24 protein-coding genes are annotated in these 20,264 nt (G+C 28.7%); 16 read left to right on the top strand and 8 right to left on the bottom strand.

From position 1 onward, the window contains the following. Positions 1-2: 2 nt before the first annotated feature. Together ACTTAR_RS02675 and ACTTAR_RS02670 are read left to right on the top strand one after the other, a co-directional pair. The gene (locus tag ACTTAR_RS02675) at positions 3-986 is read left to right on the top strand and encodes an aldose epimerase family protein (RefSeq protein ID WP_440697639.1); all 984 of its coding nucleotides are present in this window, start codon (positions 3-5) and stop codon (positions 984-986) included. Position 987: 1 nt separating this feature from the next. After that, entirely contained in the window at positions 988-2,025 is a 1,038-nt protein-coding gene (locus ACTTAR_RS02670) for a Gfo/Idh/MocA family protein (protein ID WP_440697638.1), read from the top strand. On the opposite strand, the gene ACTTAR_RS02665 is transcribed toward ACTTAR_RS02670, so the two are convergent. Beyond that, a complete protein-coding gene (locus tag ACTTAR_RS02665; RefSeq protein WP_440697637.1) occupies positions 2,022-3,086 on the bottom strand; it encodes a tartrate dehydrogenase in 1,065 nt (354 codons plus the stop codon). The two genes, ACTTAR_RS02670 and ACTTAR_RS02665, sit on opposite strands and share 4 nt — an antisense overlap. Before the next feature lie 105 nt (positions 3,087-3,191). On the opposite strand from ACTTAR_RS02665, the gene ACTTAR_RS02660 reads away from it, so the two are divergent. Both ACTTAR_RS02660 and ACTTAR_RS02655 read left to right on the top strand, forming a co-directional pair. Beyond that, positions 3,192-3,701 (top strand): pentapeptide repeat-containing protein, encoded by a 510-nt coding sequence (locus ACTTAR_RS02660; RefSeq protein ID WP_440697636.1) that lies wholly within the window; start codon positions 3,192-3,194, stop codon positions 3,699-3,701. 3 nt (positions 3,702-3,704) lie between these two features. Beyond that, positions 3,705-3,998, top strand: coding sequence for a hypothetical protein (locus tag ACTTAR_RS02655; protein ID WP_440697635.1), 294 nt, complete (start codon positions 3,705-3,707; stop codon positions 3,996-3,998). A gap of 85 nt (positions 3,999-4,083) precedes the next feature. Here the strand turns inward: ACTTAR_RS02655 and mgrA are convergent, their stop codons facing one another. Further along, a complete protein-coding gene (gene mgrA, locus ACTTAR_RS02650; RefSeq protein WP_440697634.1) occupies positions 4,084-5,112 on the bottom strand; it encodes an L-glyceraldehyde 3-phosphate reductase in 1,029 nt (342 codons plus the stop codon). A gap of 127 nt (positions 5,113-5,239) precedes the next feature. Here mgrA and ACTTAR_RS02645 point away from each other — a divergent pair, with 127 nt between their 5' ends. Further along, complete coding sequence (locus tag ACTTAR_RS02645; protein WP_440697633.1) at positions 5,240-6,679, top strand: sodium:solute symporter family transporter; 1,440 nt, start codon at positions 5,240-5,242, stop codon at positions 6,677-6,679. A gap of 1 nt (position 6,680) precedes the next feature. Here the strand turns inward: ACTTAR_RS02645 and ACTTAR_RS02640 are convergent, their stop codons facing one another. Then, entirely contained in the window at positions 6,681-7,049 is a 369-nt protein-coding gene (locus tag ACTTAR_RS02640; protein WP_440680542.1) for a thioredoxin family protein, read from the bottom strand. 69 nt (positions 7,050-7,118) lie between these two features. Here ACTTAR_RS02640 and ACTTAR_RS02635 point away from each other — a divergent pair, with 69 nt between their 5' ends. Then, complete coding sequence (locus ACTTAR_RS02635; RefSeq protein ID WP_440680541.1) at positions 7,119-8,051, top strand: ABC transporter ATP-binding protein; 933 nt, start codon at positions 7,119-7,121, stop codon at positions 8,049-8,051. Next, entirely contained in the window at positions 8,041-8,808 is a 768-nt protein-coding gene (locus tag ACTTAR_RS02630; protein ID WP_440680540.1) for an ABC transporter permease, read from the top strand. The genes ACTTAR_RS02635 and ACTTAR_RS02630 overlap by 11 nt, the downstream gene beginning before the upstream one ends. On the opposite strand, the gene ACTTAR_RS02625 is transcribed toward ACTTAR_RS02630, so the two are convergent. The 3 genes from ACTTAR_RS02625 to ACTTAR_RS02615 all read right to left on the bottom strand — a co-directional run bounded on the left by ACTTAR_RS02625 (position 8,805) and on the right by ACTTAR_RS02615 (position 11,514). Continuing rightward, positions 8,805-9,944, bottom strand: a complete 1,140-nt coding sequence (locus ACTTAR_RS02625) for a glycine cleavage T C-terminal barrel domain-containing protein (RefSeq protein ID WP_440697632.1) — start codon at positions 9,942-9,944, stop codon at positions 8,805-8,807. The two genes, ACTTAR_RS02630 and ACTTAR_RS02625, sit on opposite strands and share 4 nt — an antisense overlap. 92 nt (positions 9,945-10,036) lie before the next feature. Beyond that, entirely contained in the window at positions 10,037-11,311 is a 1,275-nt protein-coding gene (aceA, locus tag ACTTAR_RS02620; protein ID WP_440680538.1) for an isocitrate lyase, read from the bottom strand. Positions 11,312-11,352: 41 nt separating this feature from the next. Further along, on the bottom strand, positions 11,353-11,514 hold the full coding sequence (locus tag ACTTAR_RS02615) for a hypothetical protein (protein WP_440614544.1): 162 nt from the start codon (positions 11,512-11,514) through the stop codon (positions 11,353-11,355). 111 nt (positions 11,515-11,625) lie between these two features. On the opposite strand from ACTTAR_RS02615, the gene ACTTAR_RS02610 reads away from it, so the two are divergent. From ACTTAR_RS02610 to ACTTAR_RS02580, 7 genes are read left to right on the top strand one after another with little or no spacing between them, the layout of a single operon-like run. Beyond that, entirely contained in the window at positions 11,626-13,059 is a 1,434-nt protein-coding gene (locus tag ACTTAR_RS02610; protein ID WP_440680537.1) for a helix-turn-helix domain-containing protein, read from the top strand. Between the two features lie 3 nt (positions 13,060-13,062). Continuing rightward, the gene (locus tag ACTTAR_RS02605; protein WP_440697631.1) at positions 13,063-13,227 is read left to right on the top strand and encodes a hypothetical protein; all 165 of its coding nucleotides are present in this window, start codon (positions 13,063-13,065) and stop codon (positions 13,225-13,227) included. A 5-nt stretch (positions 13,228-13,232) separates the two neighbouring features. Next, positions 13,233-13,502 (top strand): GNAT family N-acetyltransferase, encoded by a 270-nt coding sequence (locus ACTTAR_RS02600; protein ID WP_440680536.1) that lies wholly within the window; start codon positions 13,233-13,235, stop codon positions 13,500-13,502. Further along, positions 13,493-14,239: a sulfite exporter TauE/SafE family protein gene (locus tag ACTTAR_RS02595; RefSeq protein WP_440697630.1), complete on the top strand. Its 747-nt coding sequence runs from the start codon at positions 13,493-13,495 to the stop codon at positions 14,237-14,239. The genes ACTTAR_RS02600 and ACTTAR_RS02595 overlap by 10 nt, the downstream gene beginning before the upstream one ends. Then, complete coding sequence (locus ACTTAR_RS02590; protein WP_440680534.1) at positions 14,236-14,790, top strand: hypothetical protein; 555 nt, start codon at positions 14,236-14,238, stop codon at positions 14,788-14,790. Before ACTTAR_RS02595 ends, ACTTAR_RS02590 begins: the two co-directional genes overlap by 4 nt. Positions 14,791-14,793: 3 nt before the next feature. Beyond that, positions 14,794-15,363: an SOUL family heme-binding protein gene (locus ACTTAR_RS02585; protein ID WP_440680533.1), complete on the top strand. Its 570-nt coding sequence runs from the start codon at positions 14,794-14,796 to the stop codon at positions 15,361-15,363. Continuing rightward, on the top strand, positions 15,360-15,773 hold the full coding sequence (locus ACTTAR_RS02580) for a carbonic anhydrase (RefSeq protein ID WP_440680532.1): 414 nt from the start codon (positions 15,360-15,362) through the stop codon (positions 15,771-15,773). The genes ACTTAR_RS02585 and ACTTAR_RS02580 overlap by 4 nt, the downstream gene beginning before the upstream one ends. On the opposite strand, the gene ACTTAR_RS02575 is transcribed toward ACTTAR_RS02580, so the two are convergent. Both ACTTAR_RS02575 and ACTTAR_RS02570 read right to left on the bottom strand, forming a co-directional pair. Continuing rightward, positions 15,774-18,308: an ABC transporter permease gene (locus tag ACTTAR_RS02575; RefSeq protein ID WP_440697629.1), complete on the bottom strand. Its 2,535-nt coding sequence runs from the start codon at positions 18,306-18,308 to the stop codon at positions 15,774-15,776. It lies immediately after the preceding gene. Next, entirely contained in the window at positions 18,292-18,957 is a 666-nt protein-coding gene (locus tag ACTTAR_RS02570) for an ABC transporter ATP-binding protein (protein WP_440680530.1), read from the bottom strand. The genes ACTTAR_RS02575 and ACTTAR_RS02570 overlap by 17 nt, the downstream gene beginning before the upstream one ends. Here ACTTAR_RS02570 and ACTTAR_RS02565 point away from each other — a divergent pair. After that, the gene (locus ACTTAR_RS02565) at positions 18,956-19,567 is read left to right on the top strand and encodes an arylesterase (RefSeq protein WP_440680529.1); all 612 of its coding nucleotides are present in this window, start codon (positions 18,956-18,958) and stop codon (positions 19,565-19,567) included. The genes ACTTAR_RS02570 and ACTTAR_RS02565 overlap by 2 nt on opposite strands. Beyond that, positions 19,568-20,257 (top strand): ion transporter, encoded by a 690-nt coding sequence (locus ACTTAR_RS02560; RefSeq protein ID WP_440680528.1) that lies wholly within the window; start codon positions 19,568-19,570, stop codon positions 20,255-20,257. Positions 20,258-20,264 lie beyond the last annotated feature (7 nt).

Below are 20,264 nucleotides of genomic sequence, written 5' to 3'. Positions count from 1 at the left end.
TTGTGAAAGTACAAAGTTCAACGATACAAAATAAGTATTTAAGAGTTAAGTCAATTAATATTGGTGCTTGTTTATATGAAGTTTATGACAAGCGAAGGAAAATTAATTTAATCTTAAATCTAGGCCCTACAAAAAATTATAGTAATAAGAATTTTTATGTGGGTGCTACTTGTGGCAGGTATGCGGGCAGAATTTCAAATTCAAGATTTAAGATTAAAAATAAGATTTATAAACTTAATGGCAATGAAGGAAGAAACACGTTACATGGAGGAAAAATAGGATTTGATAGATTAGAGTGGAAAATAAAACATTATTCAAAAAATAAAATTATCTATCAATTGTTATCTAAAAATTTAGACCAAGGTTTTCCAGGAGATCTAAATTCAGAGTGTATTTTTGAAATCAAAAACAAAAGCTTATTTATAAAATATCAATATAAATCAAGCGAATTAACTCATGTGAGTTTAACCAATCATAGTTATTGGAACTTGAATAAGATTAAAAAAGAGACAATTTTTAATCATGATTTAAAAATTAACTCTGAAAAATATCTTGAAGTAACTAATAAATTAATCCCAACTGGTAAAATTAAAAAAGTTAAAAATACTATTAATGATTTTAATAAGTTTCAAAATATTGGAAAAAAAATAGACATTATTAAAAACAAAAAAATAAAGAGAGTATCTAATACAATCAATCAATTGGGATTTGATTTAACATATTGTATTAAAAAAAATTCTAAAAATTATTTAGCCTCTCTAAAAAATAAAAAAACTAATATTCAATTAGACTTTTATTCAAATCTTCCTGGTGTACAGCTCTATACCAGTCAAGGTTTGAGGTATAAAAATAAACTTGCTCCTTACCAGGGGGTTTGTTTAGAAACACAACACTACCCAGATGCACCAAACAATAAAAATTTCCCAAGTTCTTTAATTAAACCTAATAAACTTTATAAGTACTTTACAAAAATAAATATTTCATAAAATGAATAGAAAAATAAACATATCCATTGTTGGAACTGGTTTAATGGGATTGCAACACATTAAGGCAATTTCAAAATCTAAAAAAGCCAATCTTCATTCGATAGTAGACATTAGTAATAATGCTAAAAATTTATCAAAAAAATATAAAATCCCATTATATTCAAATGTAGACGAACTTTTAAATTCAAAGAATTTAGATGCAGTAATTGTAGCTACTCCAAATCAACTTCATGAAAAGCATACAGTCAGTTTTTTAAAGAAAAAAATTCCGGTATTATTAGAAAAACCTATTTCAGATAACATTAATTCAGCTAAAAAAATTATTAGTAGTGCTAATAAAAATAAAACACCGTTATTAATTGGGTATCACAGAAGACATAATTCAATAGTATCAAAGGTAAAAGAGTTAATCGATAAAGGTAAATTAGGAAACATCGTTTCAGCAAATGTATTGTGTTGGCTTTATAAACACAAAGCTTATTACAAAGAAAAATGGAGAGTTAGTAAAGGAGGCGGACCTTTAGGAATTAATTTAGTCCATGATATCGATATGATTTGTTATTTGCTTGGTTCTATTAAATACGTTCAAGCATTTACAACTAATAAAACCAGAAAATTTGCAGTTGAAGATACAGCTACAATTAGCTTAATTTTTAATTCAGGCACACTTTGTACTTTAAATTTATCAGATACAATTGTTGCTCCATGGAGTTATGAGTTAACTGCAGGAGAAAATCCAGCTTATCCAATAACCAATCAATCTGCATACATGATCGGTGGTACCAAAGGATCATTGCAATTTCCTAATTTAAAATATTGGTTCTATAAAAATGAGCGAAGTTGGTGGAATAAGATCTTTGTTAATGAAGATAAAAATAAAAAAGACGACAGTACTTTAGTAAATCAAATTGATCATTTTGCAGATGTAGTATCTAAAAAGGTTAAACCAAAAGTAAATGGTAATGATGGTTTGATCTCTCTTAAGATTTTTGCTGCAATAACAAAAAGTGCAAAAACTGGTAAGAAGGTTAAGATTTAAAGATTAGATAATATTGAATTAGAACATTTTAAGGTATCAGCATCTCCACCTAAGTCTTTAGTTCTATTTTCTTTTTTAATTAAAGATTTTTCAATAGCTTCAACAATTGAATTGGAAGCTTCTTTTTCTCCTAAATAATCTAACATCATTGCACCAGACCAAATTTGTCCTACAGGATTAGCAATACCTTTTCCTGCAATATCAGGTGCTGAACCATGAACTGGTTCAAATAAAGATGGAAATTTATTTTCAGGATTAATATTACCAGATGGAGCAATTCCAATAGTTCCAGTGCAAGCTGGTCCTAAATCAGAAAGAATGTCTCCAAATAAATTAGATGCAACAACAACATCAAACCATTCAGGATTTAGTACAAATCTAGCAACCAAAATATCAATATGATATTGATCTGTTTCAATATCAGGATAATTTTCTTTCATTGCATTAAAACGTTCATCCCAAAACGGCATTGTAATTGAAATACCATTTGATTTTGTTGCATTTGTTAATTTTTTTCTTTTTCTTTGTTTTGCTAATTCAAAAGCAAATTTTTGAACTCTATCTATTCCATGTGCAGACATGATAGTTTCCTGAATAGCTATTTCTCTATCAGTATTTTTAAACATTCTTCCACCAACAGAAGAATATTCACCTTCAGTATTTTCTCTTACAATTAGCATATCAATGTCACCTGGTTTTTTATTTGCTAACGGAGGATTAATTCCAGGAAATAATTTTACTGGTCTAAGATTGATATATTGGTCAAACTCTCTTCTAAACTGAAGTAAGGATCCCCATAAAGATATATGATCTGGAACTTGATCTGGCATGCCAACTGCGCCGAAAAATATTGCATCATGTTTTTCTAATTTTTTCTTCCAATCATTTGGAAGCATTTTTCCATGTTTTTCATAATAATCACATGAAGCAAAATCATATTCCGTAAAATTTATTTTAAATTGATGTTTTTCAGCAGCGTCTTTTAATACTTTTAAGCCTTCAGGAACTACTTCTTTCCCTATTCCATCTCCTGCTATTGATGCAATATTATATTCTTTCATCAGTTGAGTTTTATACTTCAAAAACACTTTAATTTATAATGTTAAATTATTTTTAAAGTCTTAATCCTTCATTGTTTTGACATATTTTGTTTGTTAAATTTAGTTATGAAAAAAATACTTCTTTTAATATTCTTTAGCTTCTTTTTTGTTTCAAATTCAAATGCAGCGTGCGACGATCCATTAACAGATGGGGTTGATTATTCTAATTGTAGATTTTCTGATGCTCAAGATCTTCAAGGAAGTTATTTACCAAATTCAAATTTATCTTTTGCAAGTTTTATTCAGGTAAATTTAGATAAAAGTATCATGATGAATTCAAATTTATCTTTTGGAACTTTTCCAGAATCAACATTTGTAAGAGCTAATCTTTATGAGACTGTTAGTATTGGTGCAAATTTTGAAAAAACGAATTTTACTAGTGCTAATCTAACTAGGGTTGATTTTATGGGCGCAACTTTAATAGAAGCTAATTTTCAAAATGCTAATTTAATGGAAGCTAACTTTACATCATCTAATATAACTAATGCTAATTTTGATGGTGCAAATTTAATTGGTGCTACTTGGACGAATGGTCAAACTTGTGGTCCAGACTCTATTGGAACCTGCAAACAGTAAAACATGAACACTTCAGTTAAAACTGATGATGTTATATTTAATTTTTTTAAACAAATATGTGATGAAAAAGATGATCAAAAATGCATTGAACTTGGTAAAGAGTGGATTAAGGCAATGGAAACCAACCTTTCTTCTATGGAAGCAAATCTGAATGGTGCTGATTATCTAAAACATAAAGACGATATTAAAAGTAACCGAGATCATTTAAATAGTTTAAAAAACAAGAATTCTACAGAGTGGAGAGAGTACGCTACTCAGTGTATGATTGAAATAATGAATCATAAAGGCCAACAATAATGAGTAATCAAGAAAGAGTATTTCTAATTATTTGTGCTTCTTTAATTATTTTTACTCTTCATTATTTAATTGAAAAACACTTCTTTTAATAAGAGCTAGATCTCGCCCACTTATTAATATTTCCGTCTTTAGCTTTTTTATTTATTTCTTTAAGTTCTGAATTAGAAAAATTTAAATTATTTAAACTTTCAATATTTTCTTTAATTTGTTTTACACTACTCGCACCAATTAAAGCCGTAGTGACCGCTTTGTTATTTAACACCCAAGCTAAAGCCATTTGCGATAATGTTTGACCTCTTTTTTTAGCAATCTGATTCAAATCTGAAATTATCTTTATATTTCTTTTAGTTATAAAACTTTTGTCTAAGGCAGATTTTGGGTCACTTGCTCTTGATGCTTTTGGTATTCCTTTTAAATATTTATCTGACAGCATCCCTTGTGCTAATGGAGAAAAAGCTATAGTTCCAATTCCTAATTTAATTAAATTTTTATCTAAATCATTTTCAAACCATCTATTTATCAAAGAGTAAGAGGGTTGATGGATAAATATTTTAATGTTTCTTTTCTTTAAAATATTAAACATCTCAATTGTTTTCTTTGAAGAATAGGAAGAAATACCAATGTAAAGAGCTTTACCAGATCTATAAATAAGTTCTAAAGCTTCTGCAGTTTCCTCTAATGGTGTATTTGGGTCAAACCTATGAGAATAAAATATATCTACATAATCTAAACCCATTCTTTTCAAACTTTGATCGCAACTTGCAATAATATATTTTTTCGAACCCCATTCTCCGTAAGGTCCTTCCCACATATCATAACCAGCTTTAGATGAGATAATTAATTCATCTCTATATCTTTTAAATTCTTTACTTAAAATTTTTCCAAAATTAGCTTCAGCACTTCCTGCTGGCGGACCATAATTATTTGCTAAATCAAAATGAGTAATCCCTGAATCAAAAGAATAAAACAACATTTTCTTTGCTTCAGATGAAAGTTTTTTACCACCAAAATTATGCCAAAGACCAAGGCTTATTAAAGGTAGATCAACACCACTTTTTCCACATCTTCTATATTTCATATTGGAATATCTTTTTGGTGATGCTTTGTAGTTCATAACTTCCAATATAACTTAATTTATTAGTTTAAAAACTTAAAATTAATTATATAGTTAAATAAAGGGGTGTCTTAACAGACTGAGATTAAACCCTAAGAACCTGTCCGGTAATTCAGAAAGGGATAAAATGAACAACACATACTTTTTAAGTCAATCATCATCATTAACATTAGTAATTATAATTAGTTTGATATTTGCTGCTTTAGGAATTTATCATTCTAAAAAATTCCAAGGAATAAGTAACTATTTAACAGCCAATAGAAATATAGAATTGTTTTCATTAACGACCAGTCTTATTGCATCTGCTTTAGGAGCTTGGATTTTATTTGGCCCTGTTGCTGCTGCTACGTGGGGTGGAATAGGAGCAGTTATTGGGTATGCACTTGGTACAGCTTTTCCTATGATTTTCTTAATTTATTTTGGAAGAAAAATTAGATCTGAGTTTCCAAAAGGTTCTTCTCTAATTGAGTTTATGAGAAAAAAATTTGGAAAAAGTTTATTTAAACTGATTTTGTTAATGACAATTTTTTACATGTTTATTTTTCTTTGTGCAGAGGTGACAGCTGTTGCAGTTTTAATCAATTATCTATCAGGTACAGATCTTTGGATCACAGCATTAATAGTGCTTTTAGCTACTTTAACTTATACGCTTTATGGCGGTCTAAGAGCTTCTATTTTTACTGATAATATTCAAATGATTGTAATTGGCTTTCTTTTATTAATTCTAATTTTAATTATCAGTTCATCAACGGGAGATAATTTTTCATTTGAATTGATTAAAGAAAAAAATCCACAACTATTAAGCCCATCTTATATTCCAAGTTATACAGCTGGATTAACTTTTTTTATTGCAGTTGCAGCTACCAATTTATTCCACCAAGGAAATTGGCAAAGGGTTTATGCTGCTAAAGATTACGGAACTTTAAAATCAGCATTGATCATTTCTTTTTTTGTAATTGTACCGATAGTTTTTTTAATGGGTTTTATTGGAATGGTGTCATTTTCTATTGATCCATCAGTAAGAGCTGATTTAGGATTTTTCACTTTATTGTTAAAAGAACAAACTGAAATTTTATCCTTAATTATAATTATCCTTGGATTAGCTTTAACAATTTCAACAGTTGATACATTGGTTAATGCGATATCAAGTTTGTTTGTTGTTGATGGAAAAGCGACTTTTAATTTAGATAAAAAAACAGATTATCTAAAAATTTCTAAATACTTTATTATATTTTTATCATTAATAGCATTTGGTGTTGCTTCAAAAGGATTTGATATTTTATATTTATTTTTGCTTGCAGATTTATTTTGTTGTGCGTTTGTATTCACAGTCTTTTATAGTTTTTATAATAAGGTAAATGAGAAAACTGCTTATGTTTCGATTATAATTGGTTTGATTGGTGGATTTTTAATGTTTCCGTATCCAGATTTTTCTAAGAGTTTATTGGTTGGAGGATTGATGTCTAAAGATTTATTTTCACCTTTCATAGCTCAATCTTTATTATTTTTATCCTTTGTTATTGCAACTTTTTTACCAGCAATAATTTTGAAATTAAAGAATAGTTGATTTAGACCACAGAATTTAAAGCTTCATAAATAAGTTCTTTGGTTGTCTCACCAATGCTTCTGTAAACTTCTTTATTATCTTTAAAAATTAAAAGGGTTGTTTGATATTGAACATTAAAAAATTTAGCGATTTCTTTATTGGTTACATCAAATGTAAAATATTCAATATTATCAAAATCATTTTTTGCTTTATCGAGAACTTTCATTTGACTAGCGCAAGACGTGCAATATTTAATCCATGAACTAACCACGACAACTTTCCCGTCCGATAAAGCTTTATCAAACAACTCTTTAGTATAAGTTGTTTCTTTAGCTATCCCATTAGTCGTAAATGCTAATATAAAACAAATAAATATAAAAAATTTTTTCATTTAAGTTAGTTTGTAAACAAATTTTAAATTATTGTAATACTATAAATTGTCTCTATATATGCCTAGTTCATGTCAGATCAAATAAGCATAAATAATCTATCAAAAGTCTACGATAATGGCTTTCAAGCCTTAAAGAAAATAAATTTAAATATCAAAAAAGGTGAAATTTTTGCAATGCTTGGACCAAATGGTGCGGGCAAAACTACACTTATAAGTATAATCTGCGGAATCGTTAGGCCATCTTCAGGAAAAGTTACTGTAGATGATTTTGACATCATAGATGATTATAGAGAAACAAGATCTAGAATTGGATTAGTTCCTCAAGAATTAACCTTAGAACAATTTGAAACAGTATTTAACAATGTTTCTTATTCAAGAGGTTTGTATGGAAAAAAACCAGATCCGAAACATATTGAAAAAATTTTAAAAGACCTAAGCCTATGGGATAAAAAAGATTTAAGATTAAGACAATTGTCTGGTGGAATGAAGAGACGTGTATTGATTGCAAAAGCATTGTCTCATGAACCAACTATATTATTTTTAGATGAGCCAACAGCTGGAGTTGATGTTGAATTACGTCAAGACATGTGGAAGGTAGTAGAAACTTTAAGAAAAACTGGTGTAACAATTATTCTAACCACTCATTATATTGAAGAGGCAGAAGCAATTGCAGATAGAGTAGGGGTAATCAATCAAGGAGAAATTATTGTTGTTGATGAAACCAAAGAACTTTTAAAAAAAATGGGACATAAAAAACTTACAGTAGATCTTCAAGAAGAGATTACTGAAATCCCTAATAGTTTAGATAAATATAATCTAGAACTTGGAGAAGATAAAAAATCAATTAATTATACTTATAATGTTAGAGCTAAAAGCACTGGAATAACTAACTTGCTTCAAGATTTAAAAGATGCAAACTTAAAATTACAGGATTTAAAAACTGAACAAACGACTTTAGAAAAAATATTTGTGACATTAGTAAAGGAGAACAATGAAGTTTAATTATTACGCATTTAGAGCAATGTATTTGCATGAAATGGATCGATTTAAGAGAACATTGATGCAATCATTGTTTTCACCTGTTTTATCTACTTCATTATATTTTATTGTTTTTGGATCTGTAATTGGTGGTTATGTAGAAAAAATTGATGGAATTAGTTATGGATCTTTTATTGTTCCAGGTCTTTTAATGTTAACATTGTTAACTCAATCAATCAGTAACACTTCGTTTGGAATATTTTTTCCTAAATTTAATGGAACTATTTATGAAATTTTAGCTGCACCAATTTCAACTTTTGAAATTGTTTTAGCTTTTGTGGGTGCTGGTGCTACTAAAACTCTTATAGTTGGAGTGGTTATATTTTTAACATCAACGTTCTTTGTTGAGGTTCAAGTAATGTATCCATTATTAATGATATTTTTATTAGTGTTAGTGGCATTTACATTTGCTTTATTTGGTTTTTTAATTGGTTTAATGAGTTCTAATTTTGAGCAAATGTCAATTATTCCAACTTTAGTTATTACGCCAATGGTATTTTTAGGTGGTAGTTTATATTCTCTAGATATGTTGCCTGAGTTTTGGCAAACTGTTACTTATTTTAACCCAGTTGTTTACTTAATTAATGGTCTAAGATTTGCCTTTTATGGAGTTTCAGATTTCAATATTTGGGTGAGTGTTATTTCAATGGTAGTATTTTTGATGTCTTGTGTAACTGTGGTTACAGTCCTATTAAAAAAAGGATATAATATTAAATCTTAGCTGCTAGCTATTTTCTTTTTTGGATCGTAAAAAGGTTTTTCTACAATTGTAGATGAATATTTTCCTTCATGTGTTTTAACATCTAATTGATTGCCTAATTCCGAATGATTAATTTCAATCATTGCAAGTGCAATATTTTTTTTTAATCTTGGGGAATATACAGCTGATGTTACTTTGCCAACTATCTTACCATCTTTTTCAACTGGCCAAAAAGTTGTATTAGGTCCTGTTAAAGGATCACAATCAATTATTAATCCGACTTGTTTTCTTTTTATTCCTTCTTGTTTTATTTTCTTTAATGCTTCTTTACCTATAAAATTAATTTCACTATCTAAATTAACTAATCGATCAAAGCCTAATTCAAATGGATTTGTGTGAATATCGGCATCTGCATGATAAGAAAGCATACCGCCTTCAATTCTTCTAATAGACGATGTATGACCAGGTTGAAGATGATATTCTTTACCAGCTTCCATTATTTTTTCATAAAGCTCATTACCTCTTGAACCATCTCTTAAATATATTTCATAACCAAGTTCACTTGACCAACCTGTTCTTGAAACAATTAATGGAATACCATCAAGTTGATATTCTTTTAACCAATAATATTTAAGATCTCTGATACCTTCACCAAATAGTTTGACCATTATTTCTTGTGAGGTAGGGCCTTGTAACTGTAGAGGGGATACATCTGGTTCAGATATTTTTACATCTAAACCTGAATTAATAGCAACACCTTGTGCCCATAACAAAACATCACTATCTGCTAAAGATAACCAAAAATGGTTTTCAGCTAATCTTAATAAAACTGGATCATTTAAGATACCACCATCATTGTTTACGATTAAAACATATTTACATTGTCCAACAGATAACTTTGAAAGATCTCTAGGAGTTAAAAGCTGAGTAAATTTATATGCGTCAGGACCAGTGATCTCAACCTGTCTTTCGACTGCAACATCGCATAAAATTGATTTTTCAATTAAGTTCCAAAAGTTTTGCTCAGGACTTCCAAAATCTCTTGGAATATACATGTGATTATATACAGAAAAACCTGTTGCCCCCCATTTTACAGTAGCATCAAAATACGGAGACTTTCTTATTTGTGTTCCAAAACCAAAGTTTTTATTAGACATTTGTGACCCTTAACAGTCTGAGTATTAATTACAAATAAAAAAATAGCCCAATTAAGGGCTACTAAAAAAAATGGAGAGGGAAAGTATTTTTTTTAAAATTGTTCAGATTCAGTAGATCCAGCCATAGCTGTTGTTGAGCTTTGGCCGCTACTAATAGTATTTGAGACTGCATCAAAATAAGATGTGCCAACTTCTCTTTGGTGCTTAACACTAGTATAACCGTCTTTTTCTCTAGCAAATTCCTGTTGTTGAATTCTAGAATATGCAGCCATACCTTCTTTTCTATATTTCTCAGCAAGTTCAAAAATTGCAATGTTTTGAGTATGAAATCCAGCAAGAGTAATGAACTGGAATTTGTAACCCATTTTAGCGATTTCTTGTTGGAATGAGGCAATCTCGTCATCACTTAAATGTTTTTTCCAATTGAATGATGGAGAACAATTGTAAGCTAATAGTTTTCCAGGAAATTTCTCATGAATTGCATCTGCAAATCTTTTGGCTTCAGCTAAATTAGGAGTTGCAGTTTCACACCAAATTAAATCAGCATATGGTGCATAAGCTAAACCTCTAGAGATAGCTTGTTCAATTCCATCTTTAACATAATGAAATCCTTCTGGAGATCTTTCACCAGTTAAAAATGGTTTATCATTTTCATCAAAATCATTTGTAATAAGTTTTGCAGCATTAGCATCTGTTCTTGCTAATATAATCAAAGGAACCTCAGCAATATCAGCAGCCAACCTTGCAGCTTTTAAGTTTTTGACCATGGTACCAGTTGGAACAAGAACTTTTCCACCCATATGACCACATTTTTTTTCACTAGCTAATTGGTCTTCAAAATGAACACCTGCAGCACCAGCTCTTATAAATTTTTTAGTTAATTCAAATACATTTAATGGTCCACCAAAACCCGCTTCACCATCAGCAATAATTGGAAGCATGTAATCTACTTTTTCCTCTCTTTTCATGTCCCCATCTTGCATTTCCATATGTTGAATTTGATCAGCTCTAATTAAAGAGTTATTCATTGACTCAACTAATTTAGGAGCACTATCATAAGGGTATAGAGATTGATCTGGATACATCTCTCCAGCAGTATTAGCATCAGCTGCAACCTGCCAACCACTTAAATAAATTGCTTTTAAACCAGCTTTTGCATGTTGAACAGCTTGGTTACCTGACAAAGAACCAAGGGTATTAACATAAGCTTCTGTATTTAATAATTTCCAAAGTTTTTCTGATTGATTTTTGCAAAGTGAGTATTCAATTTTAATTGAACCTCTTAATCTCTCCACTTCTTCATCAGTGTAGTCTCGTTTGATACCTGCGAATCTTTTTAACTCATAAGAGATTTTCTCTGCGCTCATTATTTATAATCCTGTGTTGAAGAAAATTGAAAAAAGTTGAATTAGTTACTATCGTTTAAAGCTTCGATTAGTTCACTCATTCCACTTGAGCCCCAATCACAATGATCATCTCTCATGTAAATTCCTTTACTATGATGGTGGTCTAAATCCTCTTTTTTGATGATTTGAGCTTCATTTTCTGTGTTTTTTAAGTTTTTATCCATGTAAATTATATATTTTACAAAATTTACAAAATCTACAAAAAACGTTAAAAAGCTTTGTAAATTGGGAAAAAATATTGTAAAAATAAATTTACAAAATTTACAAATAGAAAAATGAGTCAAATTAATCTTAAAATAGGGCCAAAAATAAGAGCTTTTAGAAGACAGCTTGGACTGCAAGCCAACAAATTAGCTGAAGATTTAAACATTTCTCCTAGTTATTTAAACTTAATTGAAAGTGGAAAGAGAAAAATAGATGGCGATTTACTTTTAAATGTATGTGAAAAACTAAACATCCAATTATCGGATCTTACATCAAAGACAGATATTAATCTTCAAAATACCATTTCTGAAATTTTAGATGACAGTTTGTTTGAAGACTTAGATATTTTAGGTCCTGAAGTAAAAGATTTAGTAAGCACTAATCCAAAGATTGGAAAAGCAATTGTAAGACTAGGTGATATTCTTAAAAAAAAAGATCATGAGTTAATAAATAAAATTGAAAAAATTTCAGGTAAAATTGTTGATAATAGAAAAAATTCTTTTCCAGGTGAAGTCATTTCAGATTTTCTCCAAGAGCATAAAAACTATTTTCCAAAATTAGAAGAGTTTGCAAATAAAGTTTTTGATAAAATTCAAAAAAATAATCGAACAAGATATATTGCTTTGTGTGAATATTTAAATTCAGAATATTCAATAACAGTCAAAGATGTTATTCCAGATGAAAATAAACCATTTTCAAAAATTTATAATAAAAATAAAAAAGAACTTTTATTAAGTGATTACAGTTCTCTTGAAACAAAAAAATTACACGCAGCAGCTCAAATAGCTCAAGAGGGAGCTAATAAAGAAATTGATAATTATTTATCGAAATTTAGTTTCCCTTCAGAAGAATCTAAAAAGCTCACTAAAGTTGCATTGTTAAATTACTGTGGTGCTGCAATTTTGATGCCATATAAATTATTCCACTCTGAATGTAAAAAATTGAAATATGATTTAGAGTTACTGCAAAATACTTTTGCAACTTCATTTGAACAAGTAGCTCATAGGGTTACATGTTTACAGGACCCAAAACTACCTGGTATTCCTTTCCATTTTTTAAGAGTTGATATGGCTGGAAATATTTCAAAAAGGTTTTCGTTATCTGGAATTGATATACCAAGATATGGGGGAGCGTGTCCAAGATGGAATGTTTATTCTGCTTTTACAAGACCTGGTGTGATTCAAGCTGCAGTAAGTAAAATGAACAATGGTGAAAAATATGTTTGTATTGCAAGAACTGTTGAAAAAGGAATAGGAAGATTTGGACAAGCAAAAAGTGTTCTCTCTATTGGACTTGGATGTGATGCGAAATATGCAAAAGACTTTGTTTACACTGAAAATGTTAATATTAATGATAAATCTACAGAAATACCAATTGGTGTTTCATGTAGAACCTGTGACAGATTAGATTGTTCACAAAGAGCATTTCCGCCACTACATAAAAAGTTCGATGTTGACTTAAATACAAGAGGTGTTTCAGTTTATGTCAGTGACAACAAATCTTAAAATATGATTAAATATATAATTCCAGCTATCATTGTTTTCTTAATTGTATTATTTTGGGAAAAAATTACTGATTTTGTTGAGAAAAATTTCAATATTAAGCTTAATTATATTGTTGTTAGTTCTATTATTGCAGCCATAGCAATTATCCTTTTGCTTCTTAATTACTAGGATTTATGAACAGCATTGATTTTTCAAATTATCAATTAGATGAAGCTGATGGTGTATTTACTTATAAAAATGAATATACAACGCTAGGGTTCGTTAGATTTAATGAAAAGGGAGAAGTTGAATACATTTTCGTTAATCCAATTTTTAGAAAAAAAGGAATAGCAACAAAATTATTGCAGTTAGTTAAACAAAAAACAGGAAAAGAAATAATTCTTCAAGAACCAATTAGTCCTTTAGGATCAAAACTATTAAATTCATTGAAAAAATGGAAATAAACTTATTATTTTTCTTCACAGTAGTTCCAGCAATAATTTTATATGGTATTGCAAAATCCGGTTTGGGTGGGTCGATGACTTTAATATCTATTCCATTAATGACTATTGTAATGCCTTTAAACCAAGCATTAGGAATAATTTTGCCAATTTTAATATTTTCCGATTTTATTGCGGTTTATAAATATAGAAAGGAATATGACTTAGGCACCCTAAAGTTAATGGTTCCATTTGCTGCTGTTGGAATATTAATTGCTTCTTTCACGTTCACATATTTTTCAGAAGAATTATTAAAATTTATGATTGGTTTAATGGGATTTATTTTTGCAGGTCATTATTTTTTTTTTAAAAAAGATAAAGAAGCTAAGTCACAAAAAAATTCAATTAAAGGAGGAATTTGTTCAGTAATAGCTGGATTTACAAGTTTCTGCGTCCATGCAGGAGGAACACCGGTAAGTGTTTATATGCTTCCATTAAGAATGAAGAAAGAAATTTATGTTGGAACAAGAATTATATTTTTTACTTTTGTTAATCTAATAAAACTTCCTCTATATATTAACCTCTCAATGACAAATTTAGTAACTTTTAAACAATCAGTATTTTTATTTCCACTTGCTTTTATAGGAATATTGATTGGTTACCGATTAATTAAAATTATAAATGAAAAATTATTTTATAATATTTTGTATATTTTAATTTTTATAAGTAGTTCAAAACTTTTATATGATTATTTAATATGAAAAAAAAATTTAATCCTAGAATAAAAGCTCGTATAAGAAAAAATAAACAAGTTCTTAATAAACAAATTGATAATTTTTTTGGTTGGGTAAAAGGTGCTAAACTTGTTGAACTTAAAGAATGTAATGTAGAGGAAGATCCAGTTCGACCAGAATTAGATAATGAATTTAGAACAGGATTTGGAAGAAAAATTTATGGTGTTGAGTATCAAGGCGAAATTCATGCTGTTATGTGTTTTGCTTACACCAATGAAATTCCCAAAAGTGTTGATGAACTTGAAAAATTAAGCACTGATGCTTTTTTGCAAAGTGCAATGAGAGATCAAAAAGGTGGACAAATCGCTATTGCTTATACTGTTTGGTCAAAGAAAAAAGGAGGTGGAAAGTTAATTGTAAAAGAAGTGTTTAAAAAGATTAAAAAATCTAATCATTTAAACAGATTAGTAACCCTTTCACCTTTAACAGAAATGGCAAAGAATTTTCACGAAAGAAATGGAGCTAAATTAATTCAAATTAATGAAACAACACAAAATTTTGAATATAAAGTCATTTAATCCATGAACCTAAAAAAACAATTAATTCTTCTATTTTGTACTTTCTTTGTTTTACCGTATTCTATTGTTATGGCCAATGAAGAAGCAAAGTATGAAGTAGTTGATAAAAATGAAATTTATGAGATTAGAAAGTATTCTGATCGTTTAGCAGTTGAAACCTCTAGAGCTGGAATAGATAGTAATTTTAGAAAATTATTTAATTATATTTCTGGAAGAAATGATGCTCAGGAAAAAATAGCAATGACTACTCCAGTTACTCAAGTAGAAAAAAATGGTAATATGACCATGCAGTTTTATTTACCTTCAAAGTTTAATTCAGATAACGTACCCAATCCTAGTAGAGAAGATGTAAGTATAGTAAATATTGAAGGGGGATATTATGCTGTACTTAGATATTCTGGTCGAGCTTCTGATGGAAATTTCATAAAACATAAAGAAATCCTAGAAAAAGAGTTAAACAAAAATAATATTTCAATTATAAGTCCACCTATTAGAGCTACATATGATAGTCCATTTACCCTTCCAATGAATAGAAGGAATGAAGCAATGTATAAAGTAGAGTTTAATTCATGAAATCAAAGTTTAAAGCAATGGTGTTATCTTGTATGGACCCAAGATTTCAACATTTAGTTCATAATCATTTAAAGAAAAAAAAATTAACTGGAAAATATAGTGCTTTTACAATTGCTGGTGCCGCAGTAGGGGTCACACATAATAAATTTAAAAAATGGCATAATACTTTTTATGATAATCTTGCAACTTCAATCCAACTTCACAAAATAGAAAAACTTATTGTTATTAATCATAAAGATTGTGGTGCTGCAAAAATTGCTAATGGAAAAAAAGAATTTAGTCCAGCAAATGAAAAAAAAATACACCAAGAATCATTTAATAAACTTAAAAAAGAAATTAAAAAAAGATTTCCAAAACTAAAAGTGGAATTAAATGTAATTGCTTTAGATAGTAAAATTACAAAATTTTAATTATTGATTTCTAATTAAAGGATAAACTTTTGGATTTAGATATTTTAAGTTTGTTAACATAATCAATAACAATGTTACAAATCCAATTGAAAAACCTAAGTAAATTAAAACTTTAAAATCAAACATCCACACAAGTTCAAAGATATTTTCCATAATAAATTTTGAACCAATTACAGCAAAGAATATTGCAATTAGTATGACTGATTTAAAGATAATGATGAATTCTATTAATGATGAGAGGATTATTTCTTTTTTTGAAAACCCTAGAATTTTAAACACTAAGTTTTGATATTCTTTAACTTTACCTTGAACTATAATTGCACTCGAAATAACAATTAAACCAATCACAATAGTTACAGCTGATATTAAAGTAACTGCAATGAATACTTTATTTAGCACAGCTGTTACTTTTGTCAGATAATCTGCAATTTTAATCATAGATAAACTAGGCATAACTTCTAGCATTTCAGTTTCATCAAATTTATCAGAATTAAATTTTGCTGTTGCTAAATATTCATGAGGAATATTTTGAGCGAATTGAGGGTTAAATAGCATTGCAAAGTTAATACTTAAATCTCGATAATCAACTTCTCTAAAATTAACCACTTCACCATCTATTTCTCTTCCATATATATTTAAAGTAAAAATATCTCCTAATTGAATGTTAAAATCTCTTGCAACTTTAGCATCTAAAGATATTTGAAGTTGATTAGGTTTATTTAAATCCCACCATTTTCCAGCAACTAATGGATTATCTTCAGGAACATCTTCAACCCATGAAGATCTTCTCTCACTACCAATTACCCAATAACTATCATTATCAGGTTTAATATAAGTATTTGGATTAATACCATTAATTTTTGCAATGCCAGATGAAACCATTGGAACAACTTCAATGTTTGCATCAGGATCCATCTTTAATATTCCTTGCTCAAACTTTTGACGCTCTCCTTTTTGAATACCCACAAAGAAATAATCAGGAGCGATATCAGGAATTGATTTAGCAATTTCCCTTTGAAAATTTGTTCCAACTAACGCTAACGTTAAAAGTAAAGTAACTCCTAATCCTAAAGACATAATAGTAATTGGAGTAATACTTTTAGTTTGAGTGATATTCTTAATTGATACCTTTAATGAAATATTGGAGCTTGATTTAAATTTTTTAAGAAAAAATATAATTATTCTTGAAAGAAAGAAAAATACAATCAAACAAACAAAAAATGCCGCAAAGTATCCAAGACTGTAAGTTGGTTGCTCTGAACCAACTGTAAATAATAAAACTAAAATAGAGAGCAAAATAAAACTTAAAACAACAGACTTTTTTGAATAATAAAATTGCAAGTTTTGAAAAACGTTTCTAAATAAATTAGAAGCTTTTACTTGATCAATTGAACTTATTGTTGGGATAGAAAATATTACAAGTACTAATAAACCAACTAAAAATATTTTAATAAAATTAACTATAGAAAATACTGGATAAACATTTAATCCAAGTCCATCTGATAAGTACTTATCAGCGATAGGTACTATTAAAAAACTAGAGCCATAAGAAACAACTGTGATTACAAATAATAATATTAGCAACTGAAGATAATAAAGTGTCTTTATATTTCCTGAATAAAATCCAACTGCTTTTCTAACTGCAATTGACATGTTGTTTTGATTAATAAAAGAAAGGAGAGTATTTGCAATCCCAATACCCGCAATCAACATCGCACTTATTGAAACAAGAGATAAAAATTGTGAAAAATTGTTGATTATTCTCTTTATTCCACTTGCTGAATTTTCAGGATAACGAAGTTTTACTTTTTGATCATCTTTAAAGATATTTTCAATTCGTTGTTCTAACTCTTCAGAGCTATCTCCTTCGTTAAATTTTACTTTATATTCGTAGTTTAAAAAGCTTCCAATACCATTTAGTTTTAATATCTCTAAGGTTTGCTTTCCTGCAAGCGCCCAATCACCAAAAGCAACAAATCCACTAACATCAGGAACTGATTTTATAATTCCAATAACGGTAAAGTTTTGGTTTTGAACTTTAACTTGTTCATTAAGTTTTATGTTCAGTGTCTTTGATAAGCTTTCATTTATTAAAATAGTATTTGGTTCTTTTTGCATTCGCTCATATGCACCTTCGGGTTCAAATACTACTTCGCCATATAACGGATATTTTTCATCAACTGTTTTAATTCTAGTGAATAAAGATTTGTTTTTTTCTCTTCCAGTTGTTGAAAGCATTGTACTGAACTCAATCATTTGAGATACAGTTGCAAACTCTCTAACTTGATTAACTAGTTCTATATTTCCTTGATTACGATTGTAATCAATTTCTAAATCACCACCCAATAAAGCTTTTGCATTATCGTTCAGTTCTTTTTTAAGACTATCTTCAATTGTAAAAATAGCACTTAATATAAAGAGACTGATAAATAGAGTAACAATAATACTTGAGATTTTGTGATAGTTTCTGCTTAAATCCTTTAAAGCATATTTAAAAATCAAACTAAATTCAGATCGATTATTTAATTTTTCCATCTTTTATTTTGATTTTTCTTTTTGCTTTATTGGCTAGTTTTGGATCATGTGTTACCATGATTAAGGAAGATCCTTCCTCTTTTACATATTTAAACAAAATATCTGATATCATTAGTGAGTTTTCAGTATCCAAGTTTCCAGTAGGCTCATCAGCAAGGATTAATTCAGGTTTCATAGCTATAGCTCTTGCAATTGCAACTCTTTGCTGTTCACCACCTGATAACTGACTTGGTAAATTATTAAATCGGTGCTTTAAACCAAATCTATCTAATAAACTTTTTGCTTCACTCTCAGGATTTTTAAAATTATTTAACTCTAGAGTTAATGCAACGTTTTCAACTGCAGAATAATTTGGAATTAAGTAGAAGGATTGAAATATAATGCCAATATTCTTCTTTCTAATTTCTGAAACTTCATCTTCATTAAGTCCTGTAATTTCTTGATCTTGAAAAATAATTTTTCCAGAAGTTGGTTTTTCTAAACCTCCAACCAACATGATTAAACTAGTTTTACCAGATCCACTTTCACCAACGACAGAAACTGTCTCTTTTTTCTTAATAGTTAGATCAATATTCTTTAAAACACTGATACTTTCTTTACCAGTTTGGTATTTGAGATTTATTTTTTTTAATTTAAGAAGATCACTCATGAATAAAAGTTTATTTATAAAAATTTTGATAATCTTTCTAGTGCACATAAATGCATTCGCAATAGAAAAGGTTGTATTATTTGGCGACAGTTTGATGGCTGGGTATGGTTTACCTAAAGAGCATCACTTATCCGTAGTATTAGAAGATAATTTTAAAAAAGATGGTTTAAATATAAAGATAATTAATGGCAGTGTTTCTGGGAGCACATCTTCAGGAGGATTAAACATTGCTGAATGGAGTTTATCTGAACCTGGTATCGACTTAATCATTTTAGGCTTAGGCGCCAATGATATGCTTAGAGGAATAAAACCAGAGGAAACTGAGAAAAATTTAGAAGAAATCATAAAGATAGCTAACAATAAAAAAATTAAAATTATTATTGCAGGTATGGTTGCTCCAACCACGCATGGAGCTGAATACAAAAAAAAGTTTGATGCAATCTATCCAAAACTATCAAAAAAATATAATTTACCCCTGATCCCATTTTTACTTGATGGAGTTGCACTTGATTCAAGTTTAAATCAGCAAGATGGAATTCATCCTAATAAAGAAGGAACAATTAAAGTAAGTGAAACTATTAAAAAAAGTATTATTAGTGTTTTAAATTAAATGAATAAATTTTTATACAATCTGAAAGAAAGTAGAATTTTTCAGTTTGTTGTTATTTCAATTATTATTTTAAATGCAATTACAATTGGCGTTAACACTTATGATCTAAGTGAATTAACTAAACAGGCAATTAATTATTTAGATTATTCAATTACTATTTTCTTTGTAATTGAAATTGTAATTAGGTTTGTAGGAGAACCTAAAAAACTATATTTTTTTAAAAGTGGTTGGAATGTATTTGATACTTTAATTGTCTTAATTTCATTAATACCAATTCCTAACAATTCTAGCTTCTTACTTTTAAGGTTACTAAGAGTATTTAGAGTATTGAGAATTATCTCAGTAGTCCCAGAATTAAAAAAAATAATTGAAGCTCTTCTTGCGTCTGTCAGAAGAGTATTTTACGTTGGATTATTATTGTTCATAATTCTTTATATATACGCAACTATAGGCTCTATTTTATTTAGCACAGATATTCCTGAGAGATGGAATGATGTTGGAGTTTCAATGATTACATTGTTTCAGGTTTTAACATTATCAAGCTGGGAACAAGTAATGCTGCCATTACAAGATATTTATTGGTGGGCTTGGATTTATTTTTTTAGCTTTATAATTATCTGTGGCATTACAATGCTTAATTTGCTGATTGCGATATTAGTAGACGTGGTAATCAATCAGAAAAAGTTATAAAATTTCC

It is taken from the genome of Candidatus Pelagibacter sp. HIMB1709 (assembly GCF_052047635.1).
Classification (GTDB): domain Bacteria; phylum Pseudomonadota; class Alphaproteobacteria; order Pelagibacterales; family Pelagibacteraceae; genus Pelagibacter.
Note: the sequence above shows the minus strand (reverse complement) of the source record. Positions and strands in the feature narration are given on the sequence as shown.